At 40.7% G+C, this 15,383-nt stretch carries 13 protein-coding genes; 7 read left to right on the top strand and 6 right to left on the bottom strand.

Features of this window, described 5'->3' with window-relative positions; genetic code table 11:
* The first annotated feature begins 33 nt into the window (after positions 1-33).
* From DXD04_RS01880 to DXD04_RS16760, 7 genes are all read left to right on the top strand, one after another.
* Positions 34-3,210 (top strand): TonB-dependent receptor, encoded by a 3,177-nt coding sequence (locus DXD04_RS01880; protein WP_117670360.1) that lies wholly within the window; start codon positions 34-36, stop codon positions 3,208-3,210.
* A 5-nt stretch (positions 3,211-3,215) separates the two neighbouring features.
* Entirely contained in the window at positions 3,216-4,883 is a 1,668-nt protein-coding gene (locus DXD04_RS01885) for a RagB/SusD family nutrient uptake outer membrane protein (protein ID WP_117670363.1), read from the top strand.
* A 59-nt stretch (positions 4,884-4,942) separates the two neighbouring features.
* The gene (locus DXD04_RS01890) at positions 4,943-6,691 is read left to right on the top strand and encodes a DUF4091 domain-containing protein (RefSeq protein WP_181977438.1); all 1,749 of its coding nucleotides are present in this window, start codon (positions 4,943-4,945) and stop codon (positions 6,689-6,691) included.
* Positions 6,692-6,877: 186 nt separating this feature from the next.
* Positions 6,878-7,129 (top strand): hypothetical protein, encoded by a 252-nt coding sequence (locus DXD04_RS01895; protein WP_259299490.1) that lies wholly within the window; start codon positions 6,878-6,880, stop codon positions 7,127-7,129.
* Positions 7,130-7,315: 186 nt separating this feature from the next.
* Entirely contained in the window at positions 7,316-7,780 is a 465-nt protein-coding gene (locus DXD04_RS17135) for a hypothetical protein (RefSeq protein WP_476445219.1), read from the top strand.
* A gap of 10 nt (positions 7,781-7,790) precedes the next feature.
* Positions 7,791-8,426 (top strand): alpha-L-fucosidase, encoded by a 636-nt coding sequence (locus DXD04_RS16755; RefSeq protein ID WP_476445220.1) that lies wholly within the window; start codon positions 7,791-7,793, stop codon positions 8,424-8,426.
* Complete coding sequence (locus DXD04_RS16760; protein WP_259299491.1) at positions 8,404-8,610, top strand: alpha-L-fucosidase C-terminal domain-containing protein; 207 nt, start codon at positions 8,404-8,406, stop codon at positions 8,608-8,610. Before DXD04_RS16755 ends, DXD04_RS16760 begins: the two co-directional genes overlap by 23 nt.
* A 70-nt stretch (positions 8,611-8,680) precedes the next feature.
* On the opposite strand, the gene DXD04_RS01905 is transcribed toward DXD04_RS16760, so the two are convergent.
* The 6 genes from DXD04_RS01905 to cysQ all read right to left on the bottom strand — a co-directional run bounded on the left by DXD04_RS01905 (position 8,681) and on the right by cysQ (position 15,287).
* Positions 8,681-9,787, bottom strand: coding sequence for a sulfotransferase family protein (locus tag DXD04_RS01905; RefSeq protein WP_117670367.1), 1,107 nt, complete (start codon positions 9,785-9,787; stop codon positions 8,681-8,683).
* Between the two features lie 58 nt (positions 9,788-9,845).
* The gene (gene cysN / locus DXD04_RS01910) at positions 9,846-11,291 is read right to left on the bottom strand and encodes a sulfate adenylyltransferase subunit CysN (RefSeq protein ID WP_409034793.1); all 1,446 of its coding nucleotides are present in this window, start codon (positions 11,289-11,291) and stop codon (positions 9,846-9,848) included.
* Between the two features lie 72 nt (positions 11,292-11,363).
* A complete protein-coding gene (gene cysD / locus DXD04_RS01915; RefSeq protein WP_007559812.1) occupies positions 11,364-12,275 on the bottom strand; it encodes a sulfate adenylyltransferase subunit CysD in 912 nt (303 codons plus the stop codon).
* Positions 12,276-12,287: 12 nt separating this feature from the next.
* A complete protein-coding gene (gene cysC / locus DXD04_RS01920) occupies positions 12,288-12,899 on the bottom strand; it encodes an adenylyl-sulfate kinase (protein ID WP_022054053.1) in 612 nt (203 codons plus the stop codon).
* Between the two features lie 25 nt (positions 12,900-12,924).
* A complete protein-coding gene (locus DXD04_RS01925; protein ID WP_117670371.1) occupies positions 12,925-14,466 on the bottom strand; it encodes an SLC13 family permease in 1,542 nt (513 codons plus the stop codon).
* 11 nt (positions 14,467-14,477) lie between these two features.
* Complete coding sequence (gene cysQ / locus DXD04_RS01930) at positions 14,478-15,287, bottom strand: 3'(2'),5'-bisphosphate nucleotidase CysQ (protein ID WP_117670374.1); 810 nt, start codon at positions 15,285-15,287, stop codon at positions 14,478-14,480.
* Positions 15,288-15,383: the final 96 nt, after the last annotated feature.

Consider the following 15,383-nt stretch of genomic DNA (forward strand, 5'->3'; position numbering starts at 1 on the left):
TATCAGAAATTTTTAATCTTAAAATTTAAGCTTATGAATTACAGAAAAAAAGCCATGTTAATGGCCGGGGCTTTGCTATGCCTTAATCTAAGCATATACTCACAGAGTATATCGTTGAAAATGAGCAATGTATCGGTGAAGAAGGCGATGACAGAACTTCAAACTAAGAGTGGTTATTCTTTCGTATATATAGCTGGTGATGTAGATACAGACCGTACGGTTTCAATTAATGCCAGTCAGCTGAAGGATGCGGTTGCTCAGATTTTGAAGGGGCAGAATGTATCGTATGAAATTCAAGGTAAAAATATTGTAATCAAAAAAGGAAGCCAGCAGCAGGTTACTTCTTCTGAAAAGAAGAAAAAGGTAACAGGAACGGTTAAGGATTCTAATGGGGAACCGATAATTGGAGCAACAGTTATTGAGAAAGGAACTGCTAATGGTACTGTAACTGATTTTGACGGAAATTATACACTGGAGCTTTCTGACAATGGAATACTAGCTATTAGTTATATTGGTTATAAAAGTCAAGAATTTGTTGCCTCTCAGATTAAGCAGGGAGCATTAGCCGTTACATTGAAGGAAGATACAGAAGTGATGGATGAAGTCGTTGTTGTGGGGTATGGTTCTCAAAAAAAATCTAATATTACATCTGCTGTAAAAAGTATTAAATCCGAGCAGATATTAGGGGTTTCAACACCGAATGTCGAAAATATGCTTCAAGGGAAAATTGCAGGTGTTCAGGTATATCAGTCAGGAGGAAAACCTGGTGAAAAGGCTACAATTCGTGTGCGAGGAAAAAGCTCTTTAGGTAGTAGTGTAGATCCTTTATGGGTAGTGGATGGAGTTATTCAGGTTGAAAATCCAGACATTAATCCACAAGATATAGAGTCTTTAACAGTATTAAAGGATGCAGCAGCAACTTCTTTGTACGGTTCGAGAGCTACCAGTGGTGTTATTGTGGTTACAACCAAAAGAGCTAAAGAAAATAGTAGGAATATAAATATTTCAGCTAATTGGGGCATTGGCAATATCAATGAAGGAAACTTTAAGATGATGAATTCAGAACAATTGGCTGCAGAGTGGGAAAAGATGGGACTTGAGGTCCCGGAACAAGCGAGAAAGGTTGATTTTGACTGGTGGGATGCCGCTACGCAGACAAGCTTCACTCAAGATTATAATATTTCATTTTCTGGTGGTAATGATAAAATTCAAGCATATATTTCTGGTGGATATTATTCTGAAGATGCAACGATAAAAGGATTAAAAATTCAGCGTTTTAAGGCATTGACAAATATTACCTATAAGGCTGCAAAATGGTTGACAATTAAGCCTAGAATACGAGCATCTTATGACGATGATGTAGATCATAATACTCCTGATTTACATGAGTTGTATGCGCAGATGCCATGGGATTACCCGTATTATGAGGATGGAACATTGATAAACCCACGTGAGTTAAGATCTGGTTATACTTGGTATGGCCGTGATTTAACTAATAGTTTTTATGATTCTCAATGGAATTATAGCAAGACTAAGACTCTGACAACAGAAGGTGGATTTGATTTTGAAATTAGATTTAATGATAATTTCACATTCTCTTCAACAAATAGTGTTCGTTTTAGCAATAAGAAGTATTTTAATTATGAAGATCCTCGTTCTGTTGCAGGTTCAGCTGTAAAAGGTGAGATGGAAGAAACTTGGACTAAGTCTTTATCGAGATTTTCTAATCAGATGCTGAGATACAATAAAACTTTTGGTAAATTAAATGTTATAGCATTAGCAGCCTACGAGTTTAATGATTATTCGTTGGAAACCACTGATGTTATAAAACAAGGTTTCTTCCCTGGCTCCTCTGTCCTTGATAATGCTGCAAATTTAAATGCTATAAATGGAGAAAAGATGGAGTGGGCTTTATCGTCTTTCTTGTGTAATGTAAATTTTGCCTATGATTCAAAATATTTTTTGCAAGCTTCTATTCGAAATGATGCCTCTTCTCGTTTTGGTAAGGATAAGAGGAATGGTACCTTCTTCTCTGTAAGCGGTGGATGGAATATTGCGCAGGAAGATTTTTATAAACGTTCGGTTCTTGCATCAATTTTAAATGAGGCAAAATTGAGAATTAGTTATGGTGGTGTAGGAAATTTACCAAAGGATTATTATCCTCATCTCAATTTATACGATATAAAAGGTACATATAATGGGGTTAATGGCGCTTTCCCTTCTCAATTAGGGAATTCTAGTTTATCATGGGAAAAATCTTATGAAACTAATATTGGTTTAGATTTGACATTTATAAATCGGGTTAATGTATCTTTAGATTATTATATTAAAAATACTTCTGGGCTTGTATATTTTGTGACTCTGCCAGCTACGACAGGTTTTACTGGTTATTGGGATAATATTGGTGCTGTTCGTAATAAAGGGTTTGAACTTAGTTTGGATGCACAGGTTTTAAAAGATACTCCATTTAAATGGAACTTAGGATTTAATTATAGTTTGAATCGTAATAAAATTGTAGAGTTGTATCAAGGTAAGGATGTTATATCTTCATGGCAGATTCGTAGAGAGGGTGAGGATATTAATACTTTTTATTTAAGAAAGTGGGCTGGAGTTGATCCTGATAATGGTGACCCTTTGTGGGAAAAAGTAAATGAAGATGGTACAGTAACAACGACAAATAATTATAATGAAGCGACCTTACAAGTTGTAGGAAAAGCAACTCCTGATTTTACGGGCTCTATTAATTCAACAATGCAATATAAGGATTTTACGCTTTCTATGAATTGGAATTTTGTTGTTGGAAATGATGTCTATCATTATCGGGAAAATTTTGATTCAAATGGAGCTTACCCTACTTATAATCAAATGGTACCTATGGATGATTGGGTTAGATGGGAAAAACCTGGAGATATTGCAACCCATCCTCGTTTAGTTGATGGTGGAAATTTGAATTCTCAAAGAAACTCTTCTAGGTATCTGGAAGATGGGTCTTATATTCGATTGAGAAATATACAATTATCATACAGGTTGCCAGATAAATTTTTATCTAAGATTGGTTTAAAATCTACTTCAATTTATGTTAGTGGAGATAATTTATTGACATTTACAAAATATCCAGGTCGCGATCCTGAAGTAGGCGAGAGTGGAGAGGATACATATAGTTATCCTAATATTAGAAAAATTGTATTTGGGTTGAATATTAATTTTTAAATGATATGAAAAGAATATTATATGCTATAGCAATATTGTGTTCAATTGCTTCTTGTGATGTGGAACGCTTACCTTATGATGCAGTTGATAGTAGTCAGGCAATTAATGATCCTGATTATGCGAATAATGCATTAATAGGTATTTATGGGAATTTAAAAAGTAAATTGTCAGATTCTTGGATAAATGAGGCCCATCGCTTGATGGAATACAATGGTGATAATGTGTCTTTAAGTGGAACAACGGGAGATGATTTGTTTTATATTTATAACTATCATCATATAGATAATGGGGCTCGTATTAATAACTTTTGGATAAAATCTTATCAAGTTATTTATGGAACTAATTCGGCTATTGAGAATATAAAGGAAGGGCAAAGTGCTGAGACTGATAATTTCCTTGGTGAAGCTTATTATTTGAGAGCATTAATGTATTTGTATCTTACAAATGTTTTTGGAAAGCCTTATAACCAAGCTCTTGAAACAAATCTGAGCGTTCCTTTAAAATTGGATACAGATATAAATAATCAACCTCCTCGTGCAACTGTAAAGCAAGTTTTTGAACAAATTGAAAAAGACTTAATTAAGGCTGCTAAGTTGATGACTATACAAAAGCCGGTATTTTATGCTAATCGTGAGGCTGCCTATGCTTTATTGTCTCGTATATATTTATATATGGAGCAAAATGAGAAATGTATAGAATATGCAGATAAAGTAATAGATAGTGAGCGTTTTCATTTGTTGAGTGCCAATGAATATCGAAAAATGAATACATTATTACCGGAAGCAAATCCAGAGGCTATTTTCTCCATTAAATATTTATCAGGAATAGAAGAAGGTTCTCTTAATGACGTAGTAGGAGGATTTTATTGTACAATTGATGGCTTAGGATGGGGAGAAATGTATGCATCAAGGACCTATATAGATGCTGTTTCTTATTTTCCCAATGATGCAAGAAAGGCGTTTATCGTTCCTCAGTATGAAGATGGTGATCAAATGGAAGGTGTGTGGGTCTCAATGATTATGGCTGAAGATGGTACTTTAATCCCTTCTTATCAATATGGAGCTTGTAGGTTAGATGGCTCGACTTATGTAATGACAAAAGATAATAGTGAGGTCGTATTGGATAAAACTATAACTCCTACAGGTGTAGTACAATATTCATTCCAAGATGCTGGTCAAACTTATGTTGTATATGTTGATAAAAAAATGAAAAAAAGAGGTAATTATCCATTATATTTTATTACAAAATGCTCATTACAAGAAGAAAAGAATCATGCATGGTCTCCGTGTATTATTCGTTATTCAGAAGTCTTATTAAATAAGGCTGAGGCTCTTTGTAAATTGGATAGAAACTCTGAGGCTATTACTATTTTAAATTCTATAAGGGCTAATAGAGATTGTCCTGATTATAATAATGATGTTATTAGTGGTAGAGGATATACTGATTTGTTAGATATATTGTTGGAGGAAAGACGTATAGAATTAGCATATGAAGGGCATCGAGCTTTGGATTTGTTTAGAAATAAGAGAAATCTTAATCGGAATTATCCAGGAAGTCATTTAGTGAATAAAGATTCTTACAAGGAAATAAAGTGGTCAGATAAGAATATTATTGAACTTATTCCATTGAATCAGATTAACGCTCAAGGTAATCTTGTACAGAATGAGATTTAAGTGGGGTTTTAATGAGATGGTGGTTTCTTACTGCCATCTCTGATTTATATTTATATATTATGAATAATATGAGATTTATATTTTTGTGCTGTGTCGTTTTAAATTCATTTTTATTGTTTGGACAGGATGATTATAACGAATTATCAGATAGTAAATATGTTGATTTAGAAGTTTGGAGGAAACAAAAGGACGATTTGTGTATTTCATGGGGGGATGCAAATAAACACTATTCTTCTCAAAACGTTCCAGATGTGCCTATTTGTTTGAAGCATAAACTAAAGGGATGGAAAGGAGAGAAATTGAATGCATTATTTTTAATATGGAGTAAATTACGGGATTGTAATGTATCAGTTGAGATAACAGATTTGCATCAAAAAAATGGAGGTATTATTTCTAAAGAGAATCTTTCTGTTGGCTTTGTAAGATATGTGATGACTGATGAGTTTGTGAGGGAAGGAAAAACGAGCTGTGGCTTTCGATATGATAAAACAGAATGGGATTCTTCTTTAGTGGCAGATGTAATAGATATAAAAAAAGATTTTTTGTTGCGCAAGATGCATGTTACTCCAGTATGGGTTAGTATAAATGTACCTCGTGATATTACGGCTGGTAAATATTATGGTGAAATTATAGTCAACCTTGATGGAAAAGAATATAAAAGACTGAAACTTCAAACTCAGATTGTAGACCGTGAACTTCCTGTTGTTTCTCAATGGAAATTTCATTTGGATTTGTGGCAAAATCCGTATGCCGTAGCTCGATATTATAATGTTAGTGTTTGGACTGAGAAACACTTTGAAGTTATGCGCCCTATTATGAAAGCTTTGGCAGAAGCTGGGCAGAAAGTTATAACAGCAAGTATTATGCATAAACCATGGAATGGACAGACCTATGATTATTTTGAGTCTATGGTTACATGGAAAAGAACTTTGGATGGAGAGTGGACATTTGGCTTTGATATCTTTGATAAGTGGGTGAATTTTATGATGTCTTTAGGAATTGATAAACAGATAAATTGCTATTCTATGGTTCCTTGGAATTATTCTTTTAAATATTTTGATGAACGAACTAATTCTATGGAATATATTAAAACTAAACCTGGTGATAAAGAGTATAATGATATGTGGATTGCCTTTCTGACTCAGTTCTCTAGTCACTTAAAAGAAAAAGGTTGGTTCTCAAAGACTTGTATTGCTATGGATGAGAGGCCTTTGCCTATAATGAAAACAGTTCTTGATTTGATACGTAAAGCAGATAAAGAGTTTAAAGTTGCTCTTGCTGGATTATATTATGAAGAAATAGAACCGGAATTGTATGATTATTGTATTTCAACTGATCAAGTGCTACCTAAAAATGTAATAGAAAAAAGGAAGAAACAACATCTTGTTACCACATATTATACATATTGTGCTGATTGTAAGCCTAACACATTTACATTTTCGGATCCTGCAGAAGCCGCATGGATTCCATTATATTCGATAAAGCTGGGACTTTGTGGGTACTTAAGATGGGCATATAATAGTTGGGGAGAAGATCCTTTACGAGATTCACGATTTCGGCAATGGCCTGCTGGAGATACATATTTAGTTTATCCAGGTTTTCGTTCTTCTGTTAGATTTGAGAAAATGATTGAAGGAATCCAACAATATGAAAAACTTCAAAAATTAAGAGAAGACTTTAAAAGGAATAAACATCTTATACGTAAAGTTGAACAATGTATAAATGCTTTTAATATACAAGATTTGGCAAAAGAAGGAACAGCATCTTCGGATATTAAAAGAGTTATCAGTTTGTTGAATGAACAGTAGATGATAAAAGAAAAGTCCATTTTGATTTGAAGTGATGACCTCTAAAAGTGAACTGCACTCAAAAAGTTTTGTGCTTAACTTTTTGGGTGCGGTTCAGATAAACAGATTTTCCTGAATACGCTGGAGAAGGTTTCTTCCTCATGGAATTTTAATCATGTATGGGGATGGGATTTTCCAATGTTGGCTATGGCAGCAGCTCGATGCGGAAAACCTCAGTTAGCGTTAGAGTATTTGTTGCACCCATCTCCTAATTTTCAGTTTGATGAGCATGGACTGGCTACTGGAGGTCCTTTCCCGTATCTGCCTTCCAATGGGGCTTTGCTGACAGCTATAGCCATGATGGTCGAGGGATGGGATGGTTCTGCTGGAAAGTTTCCCGGTTTTCCACAAGATGGCTCATGGGTTATAAACGCGGAGGATTTTAATCGTATGCCTTGATTATGAGATTGTCGGGTTTATGGAGTGGTTATGTTTGTTTCTAAGAATTTCGATTCTGAATATACCTTACTTATATTAAATCATCGATTTCTTCCTATAATCCTACATTTTTATCCTATTTTTCGCTTAATTTCCCATCTATATTTGTAAAAGGAATTATGTGATTTTATAAAAATAGGAATAGATATGAACCAATTTATAATGTTAGGTTGTTTGTGGTTGGGGGCTTGTGCGACGGCTTTTTCCCAGCAGCAGACTAATGGAGTGAATTATCAGTTAGGACCGATACCGTCAGTGCATAAACCGCTGGCGGAAAATTCTGTTCCGATGGGGAATATTCAGACTTTTGAAGAGGTAAAATTAGATTTGCCGATAACTTCCGGACCGTATGAACCTACGTGGAGGTCGATTGAGACAAATTATCCGGGTTACACCGGAATGGTTGCGGGATTCCAAATTCGGAATCTGGATACATTTTGGACCGCAGTCGGAGGAGAAAGTGGCGACTGGTATGCCCGAAAAATGTACGTGGAGGGGATACCGGCGTATGAAAATCATCTGAAAAATTATGAGAATCCCTCGGAAGTGGGATACAAGGAGGCATTGCGCGACTGGAATCCGAAGAAGTTTAACCCGCAGTGTGCATCATGACCAGTTTGATATGTGGAATTCTAAATATCAGCCTTGGAACTCCACGCGTCTGGGATCGAAGTGTGATTTGATTGGCGAATGGGAGAAGGCTGCAAGAAAGGCTGGAATCCGTTTTGGTCTTACCTTCCATCATGAGTATTCCTGGTGGTGGCAGACAGCTTTTCAAAGTGATACAAAAGGTGATAAGAAAGGAGTGCCATACGACGGAAACCTGACACTGGCCGACGGCAAAGGTAAATGGTGGGAAGGATTAGACCCTAAATATCTCTATGGGATTAATTTGAGGGAGTATGAAACGGTGGCTGAGGCGGCTAACTCAAGATGGTCTCCTCCTCAGGCTGGTATCTTTAGCGGCCATCTGGAGTATGCCGAATGGTATGCCAAATGGTGGGCGTTGAGAATGATGGATGCCGTAGATAAATACAATCCGGATTTCATTTATACAGACGGTACGGACCAGCAACCTTTCAGTGGCTCAGGAACAGGTACTGGATACAAATGTGATGCCATGCAACGGGTAATAGCGGATTTTTATAATAAGACGCTGGATCGATGGGGAAAGCTTCTATACCACCGACTTTCGTTTTACAGTAGGCAAAGATGGAGCAATCTATGCTTGGTGTATGACTGTGCCAAAGGCTGGTGATAAACTGAAAATCCTTTCTTTAGGAAGTGATGCGGGTACAGGACAAAAGCAGGTGACTTCTGTGGAATTGTTGGGAGAGAAGAATAAGATAGAATGGAAGCAAGAGGCTGATGGATTGAGTATTGTTTATCCTGATTCTGCTCATCTGAAAACAGCTGTAGGATTCCGAATCGTATGTAAGTAAACAGATTGAGAATGTGTAACAAAAAATGCGGAACGTATGTCCCGCATTTTTTGTTCTATTGAGTTTAGTCTTACAATTTATACCCCCACTGTTCCAAAGCGAATGACCAGTTCTTTTCCACCAGTTCTACCGTCTCAGGTTTGTATTGGTATTTGTTTTTCTTGTAACCTTTCTTTTTGTTGACGTAAGCTTCAATGTCGGCACGAGCATCCTCAAAGCCTGGAATCTGGAGTTTTTGGTAGATTTCCTGCGTCATGTCAAAAGCATTGGTTTCGTAGTCTTCGAAGCGGACTTCTACCAGATTGCCTTCCGGAATGAACTTCTTATCGGCTTCGTACTTGTGGTACAATTTGGCATAAACCGAAAGGATGTTCTCTTGCAGTTCTTCGTTGCTGATGTCCTGCAATTTCAGTGGCTGGATGGTGTTGGTGAAGAAGCTGCGTGTAGATTCAAATACGGTGTACGGGTTACGCATCAGGTAGATGAATTTAGCGTTAGGAAACATTTTTACCAGCTCTTTTACGCGTCCGGTATGCGGCGGATTTTTGCTGAGGAACTGTGTACCGTGGGTGTTCCACAAAGAAATCTTGATGAGTTTGGTAAAGGTTTCTTCAAACACTTTCAATTCGGCCTCGCTGATGTCATCGAACAACAGGTACTTGTCGGCATATTCCTGCATGTGTTTAGGCAGGAACCAGAAGTTATAGTACGTGTAGGGCATCATGTTAGCCAAGGCAAATTCTTCTTCTTGCGGAAGATCTACGGCCAGTTCCATGTTATCGGTCGGGCGTTTGTCCGGCATCAGCCAGCTCATGTTCTTCTTGAAAAAAGGCTGTCCCCACATCATCAGGTGTGGGAATACTGTTTGATAGGTAGTATTATAGCCGAAGTGCTTGTCGCAAGAGAATACGTTGTGCATGAACGTGGTTCCACTGCGCCAGTGCCCGAGGATAAATACAGGATCGTGTTCCAGTGGCTTGTTGACCAACAGCTTTTCGTAACGTTTGTCCTGCAGAGGAGCCAGTGTAGATAACAAGCGGCATACAGCCTTGGTCAGGCGGTATTTTCCTTTATACGCAGAATCAATGGTACGACCAGCGGTTATCTGGTTGAAGGTCTTCCAGTCGGCTCCCACTAAAGTATTGATGGGGAGTTTGTTGAATTCAAGTAATCCCATTTCTTTTAATTGATAATTAATAATTGGCAATTGACGGTTGAATAACTCAACTTGTCAATTAAACTTTTAATTCAATTGCGATACCTTGACGTTCCAGTTCTTTTACGGCACGTTTAATGGCATCGTAGTGCTCTGGAGCGATTCCCAGTTTCGGCAGATTGAGGACAGGCAGTTCCATCTGGTTGTGCATGTCTTTGTCGGCCACCTGATTGATAATCATACCTACTGCACTGGTGTTGTTGGTAATCGGATCAATCAGGATGAAGGCACCGGTAGCTTTGTTCTTGGTATAAGGATCAAAGAACAGCTCCTTGGAAGAAGTCAGTACCACATGGGCTATCTGGTTGAGCTGCATAGGAACATCTTCCTTGGTCAGACGTCCGTTTTCTACTGACAGGTGTTCCATGGTGTTGATATCTACCTTGTACTTGATGCTGTCGATACGGGTACGGCTGGTATTGGTGGTTTGTTTCAGGAAGAAAGATTTTTCCATGTCCATCTTTTCTTCGTCCATCCATACGAGCATGGCTTCGAAGTTACGTCCAATCAGCGGCATGTTGTCCGGGTGTACCAGCATTTCGCCACGGGATACGTCGATTTCGTCTTCCAGTGTCAGGGTTACAGACATAGGCGGGAAGGCATAGTCGAGTTCGCCGTCGTAGGTCACGATGCTTTTTACATGAGAACGCTTGCCGGAAGGAAGAGCTACCACTTCATCGCCTTTGCGGATGACGCCGGAAGCTACCTTCCCACAGAAACCACGGAAGTCGAGGTTTGGGCGGAGTACATACTGTACCGGATAGCGGAAGTCGTTCAGGTTATGGTCGTTACCGATGTGTACGGTTTCAAGGAATTCCAGCAAGGCTGGGCCTTCGTACCATGGAGTACGGTCTGATTTTTCTACTACATTGTCACCTTCAAGGGCTGAAAGCGGAATGCACTGTACGTCGGGAACTCCTAACGGGGAGATGAAAGCGGTATATTCGGCTACAATCTTGTCGAATATTTCTTTTGAGTAGTCAACCAAGTCCATTTTGTTGACAGCCAATACCACGTGCTTGATACCTAACAGAGATACCAGGTAAGTGTGGCGGCGGGTCTGTGTGATGACACCGGTGCGGGCATCGACCAGGATGACTGCCAAGTTGGCGGTAGAACCACCGGTAATCATGTTACGGGTGTATTGTTCGTGTCCCGGAGTGTCGGCAATGATGAACTTACGGTTGTTGGTAGAGAAATAACGGTAAGCCACATCGATAGTGATACCTTGTTCACGTTCAGCTTTCAGCCCGTCGAGCAGCAGGGCATAGTCGATGTGTTCACCGGCATTTCCCATACGTTTGCTGTCGCGTTCCAAAGCGTCGAGCTGGTCTTCATACAATTTCTTACTATCGAACAGCAGGCGACCGATTAGTGTAGATTTACCGTCGTCTACTGAACCTGCGGTCAGGAAACGGAGCAGGTCTTTTTGTTCATCTTTTGCCAGGAATTCTTCGATGGACATCTTGCCTCTGGCTTCTCCTTCCATCGGGTTGCCTGATTTACTTTTATCTAATTCTTCCATGTTGTTGCGTAATTAAAAATATCCTTCACGTTTCTTTTGTTCCATACTGGCTTCCTGGTCGAAGTCGATGACACGGGTAGTACGTTCACTCTTGGTGGTGGTCATCATTTCCTCTACAATCTTTTCGATGGTATCGGCTTCGCTTTCAATAGCTCCTGTCAGCGGCCAGCATCCCAAGGTACGGAAACGGATTTTCTTCATTTCAATCTTGTCGCGGTATTTTTCCGGCAGACGGTCGTCGTCGGGCATAATCAGCTGTCCGTCCATGTTGACTACCGGGCGTTCTTTAGCGAAATACAGCGGTACGATTGGAATATTTTCAAGACGGATATACTGCCAGATGTCCAGTTCTGTCCAGTTGCTTAGCGGGAACACACGGATGCTTTCTCCTTTGCGAATGCGGGCATTGTAGATGTCCCAGAGTTCAGGACGCTGGTTTTTGGGGTCCCACTGGTGGAATTCGTTACGGAAAGAGAAGATACGTTCTTTGGCACGTGATTTCTCTTCGTCGCGGCGTGCGCCACCGAAGGCAGCGTCAAATTTATATTTGTCGAGGGCATGGAGCAGGGCCTGTGTCTTCATCAGGTCGGTATGTACCTTACTTCCGTGAGTGAAGGGGCCTACGCCTGCCTTGAAAGCTTCCATGTTGCTTTCTACAATCAGGTTCCAGCCGTATTTCTTGGCATATTCATCGCGGAACTGAATCATTTCCTTGAATTTCCATTTGGAGTCGATGTGCATCAGTGGGAAAGGTACTTTTCCCGGAGCGAAGGCTTTTTCAGCCAGACGGACCATGACGGATGAGTCTTTTCCGATACTGTAGAGCATCACCGGATTTTCAAATTCGGCAGCCACCTCACGAATAATGTGAATAGACTCGGCTTCGAGTTCTTTCAGGTGGCTTAAATTGTATTCTTCTTGCATGGTTATATATGTTTATTTTTTGATTACTTTCGGAAGAATCAGGTCGAGCAGCTGGTCGACAGATTCTTTAAGGGATAATTTTGATGTGTCAAGCGAAAGAGCCGGATGAGCCGGAGCTTCGAACGGAGCAGAGATACCGGTGAAGTTTTTGATTTCTCCACGGCGTGCCTTGGCATAAAGGCCTTTTACGTCGCGGCGCTCGCACTCTTCTAACGGCGTGCTGACGTAGATTTCTAAGAAATCTTCTTTTCCGATAATTCCGGCAGCCATTTCACGTATTTCATTGTTGGGACTGATGAAAGCAGCCAGAGTGATGATACCGGTATCGACGAACAGCTTGCCGACTTCTGCAATGCGGCGAATGTTTTCCACTCGGTCTTCTGCTGAGAATCCTAAGTTATTGTTGATGCCGCTGCGGATGTTGTCGCCATCCAGAATACGGCACAGCAGGCCGCGCTGCTGTAGCTCACGTTCCAGGGCAATGGCGATGGTACTTTTACCAGAACCGCTCAGTCCGGTAAACCAGATCATGAGTCCGTGTTGTTTCAGCAATTCTTCTTTGTCGGCACGCCCTAACATGCGGTCGAATATCGGATAGATATGATTTGTTTCTTGGTTGTTCATATTTTAAAGCGTATTTAAATCTGTTTTAAAACGGCCATATCAGCGGGATGAGGAAAACGGAAATCAGGAACGTGATGATGTTCAGCGGCAATCCGATACGGACGAAGTCGGTGAACTTGTAGTTTCCGATACCTTGTACAATCAGGTTGGTCTGATAGCCGATAGGGGTGGAGAAACTGGCTGAGGCTGCCATGCAAATGACCACGAAGAAAGGCATCGGGTTGACACCTAACTGGGTGGACAGGGACAAGGCTATAGGGAAAGCCAGTGCCGCCGCTGCATTGTTGGTTATCAGCTCCGTAAAGATATTCGTAATGATAAACAATACGGCCAGCAATACATAGGGGCCATAGTCGTGACTCAGGCTGATGATGTATCCGGCCAGTAAATCCGCGACTCCCGAGTTTTCCATGGCCTTGCTGATGGCAAAAGCACAGGCAATCGTAATCAGAATATCCCATGAAATATATTTGGTATACTTCTGCGGAGGGAATATCTTGCTCCAGGCCATGATGACCGTCGTGATGGATACGAAGAAGAACATATCCAGCTTGATGCCTTCAGGAAGGTATTTCTCGATGCCCGGCAGTTCACCTACCGTGGCTCCCACAATCATGAACAAGAGCAGGAAAAGGGTAAACCAGCGCTTCTTTTTTCCGGCGGGTTCGTATTCCTTTCCGTTGGCCAGCATCAGGAAGACGGATGATTCTCCCCATGTCTGGATAAAGCTGTCGTCGGTCAGTACCACCAGTGTATCTCCTTCTCGGAAGCTGACTTCGCTTAGGTTGGTATAGGTACGTCCGCTACGGCGAAGTTCCTTGATTTCGGCTCCATAATGGCGCTTGAAATCGAACTCACCGACTGTCTTGTTGATACCTGGAAATCGGGGACCGATAACGGCTTCTACAAGGTGTAGGGAGGAATCGCCATCTTCTTCATTTGTCGTTTCCGGACGAGTGGCGGGCAATAGTTTCTTGGAAAACAGAAATAGGTAGATAATACCTGCCAATGCAATGAAGATACCGACCTTTCCTAATTCGAACATGCTGAATCCTTTCATTCCCGCATCAAGAATCATGCTGTGTACCACCAGGTTGGTAGAGGTTCCTATCAGGGTACAGATACCTCCTAAAATTGTTACATACGAAAGAGGTATCAGAAAGTAGGTAGCCGGAAGCTTGACATAGTTGGCCCACCGTTTGATGATAGGGGCAAAAATGACTACAACCGGTGTGTTGTTCAGAAAGGCCGAGATGAAGGCGATACTGGGCAACATGCGTACTTGTGCCTTGAATACGGAAGTCTTTTCCTGAGGAAGCAGTTTCTTGATAAGCTGGGTCAAGGCACCGCTTTGGCGGACACCTTCACTTACCAGGAACAGCATGGCAACGGTAATCATTCCTTTGTTGCTGAAGCCCTCCAGCATTTCTTTTGGGGTAAGAATACCCGTGCAAAGGAAAATGACGACCACCGAGAACAGAATCATTCCCGGACGCATCTTATCCATAATCAATGCGGTCAGCATGGCCACAAGTGAAAGAAGTACGATGATAATCTCGATAGACATAAATTAGTGGGTTATTCTGCGATGAACCAGGGGTTCAGCAGGTCTGTTTTATTGTATTGTAGCGGTTCTGTCTTTCCTGCTTGGTATACTTCCTTCCCGGAAGCACGGATAATGGCATGTCCGGCTGCTGTATCCCACTCCATAGTAGGAGCAAAACGAGGATATACGTCGGCATTTCCTTCGGCAATGAGACACAGCTTTAACGAACTTCCCTTTGAAATTGTTTCCACGTGTGCATGTTTTTGCTGCATTTCATGGATGTAAGCTTCCGTTTCGGGAGTCAGGTGTGAACGTGAAGCCACGATAACGAACGTATCGTCTGTCCGGTTGGCATACGGCAGACGTTCGGCTTGCTCCATCAGTGCATCCAGTGACGGATAAGCTTTTGTATCGGTAATGTCTTTGATTTTGTAGGCTCCCAGCTCAATGTCGGCAAAATAGAGTTCCTGCTTTACCGGAATGTAAATGACTCCCGCTTCAGGACAACCATTTTTCACATAGGCAATGTTTACGGTAAATTCTCCATTACGCTTGATGAATTCCTTGGTGCCGTCTAGTGGGTCGACTACCCACAGCTCTTTCCATTGTTGTCTTTCTTCTGGAGCGATTTTAGCCCCTTCTTCGCTCAAAACGGGGTAAGGAGTCGCAGCCAGTGCTTGGGCTATAATTGCATGCGACTTGCGGTCGGCAATGGTCAGCGGAGAATTGTCCGCTTTCTTTTCTATTTCAAAATCTGCTTTCGGGTCTGTGTAGACAGACATAATTTCTGCTCCCGCAGCAAGGGCGGCCTGGATGGCCGTGTACAATATATTCTTATCCATAATAGTATAAATCGCTGTAAAATAACTGCTTTTTTATATGTTGGTTGTGGTTTATTATTCGTTTTTTCTGTTCCTGACGATTTTTTATAACTTCTT

This window comes from Phocaeicola plebeius (assembly GCF_003437535.1).
Classification (GTDB): domain Bacteria; phylum Bacteroidota; class Bacteroidia; order Bacteroidales; family Bacteroidaceae; genus Phocaeicola; species Phocaeicola plebeius_A.

What these genes read in the sequence shown, in the direction of transcription:
- DXD04_RS01880 (WP_117670360.1), top strand. Translation starts at nt 34, where the DNA reads ATGAATTACAGAAAAAAAGCCATGTTAATGGCCGGGGCTTTGCTATGC.
- DXD04_RS01885 (WP_117670363.1), top strand. Translation starts at nt 3,216, where the DNA reads ATGAAAAGAATATTATATGCTATAGCAATATTGTGTTCAATTGCTTCT.
- DXD04_RS01890 (WP_181977438.1), top strand. Translation starts at nt 4,943, where the DNA reads ATGAATAATATGAGATTTATATTTTTGTGCTGTGTCGTTTTAAATTCA.
- DXD04_RS01895 (WP_259299490.1), top strand. Translation starts at nt 6,878, where the DNA reads ATGGCAGCAGCTCGATGCGGAAAACCTCAGTTAGCGTTAGAGTATTTG.
- DXD04_RS17135 (WP_476445219.1), top strand. Translation starts at nt 7,316, where the DNA reads ATGAACCAATTTATAATGTTAGGTTGTTTGTGGTTGGGGGCTTGTGCG.
- DXD04_RS16755 (WP_476445220.1), top strand. Translation starts at nt 7,791, where the DNA reads ATGTGGAATTCTAAATATCAGCCTTGGAACTCCACGCGTCTGGGATCG.
- DXD04_RS16760 (WP_259299491.1), top strand. Translation starts at nt 8,404, where the DNA reads ATGACTGTGCCAAAGGCTGGTGATAAACTGAAAATCCTTTCTTTAGGA.
- DXD04_RS01905 (WP_117670367.1), bottom strand. Translation starts at nt 9,787, where the DNA reads ATGGGATTACTTGAATTCAACAAACTCCCCATCAATACTTTAGTGGGA.
- cysN (WP_409034793.1), bottom strand. Translation starts at nt 11,291, where the DNA reads ATGTCCATCGAAGAATTCCTGGCAAAAGATGAACAAAAAGACCTGCTC.
- cysD (WP_007559812.1), bottom strand. Translation starts at nt 12,275, where the DNA reads ATGCAAGAAGAATACAATTTAAGCCACCTGAAAGAACTCGAAGCCGAG.
- cysC (WP_022054053.1), bottom strand. Translation starts at nt 12,899, where the DNA reads ATGAACAACCAAGAAACAAATCATATCTATCCGATATTCGACCGCATG.
- DXD04_RS01925 (WP_117670371.1), bottom strand. Translation starts at nt 14,466, where the DNA reads ATGTCTATCGAGATTATCATCGTACTTCTTTCACTTGTGGCCATGCTG.
- cysQ (WP_117670374.1), bottom strand. Translation starts at nt 15,287, where the DNA reads ATGGATAAGAATATATTGTACACGGCCATCCAGGCCGCCCTTGCTGCG.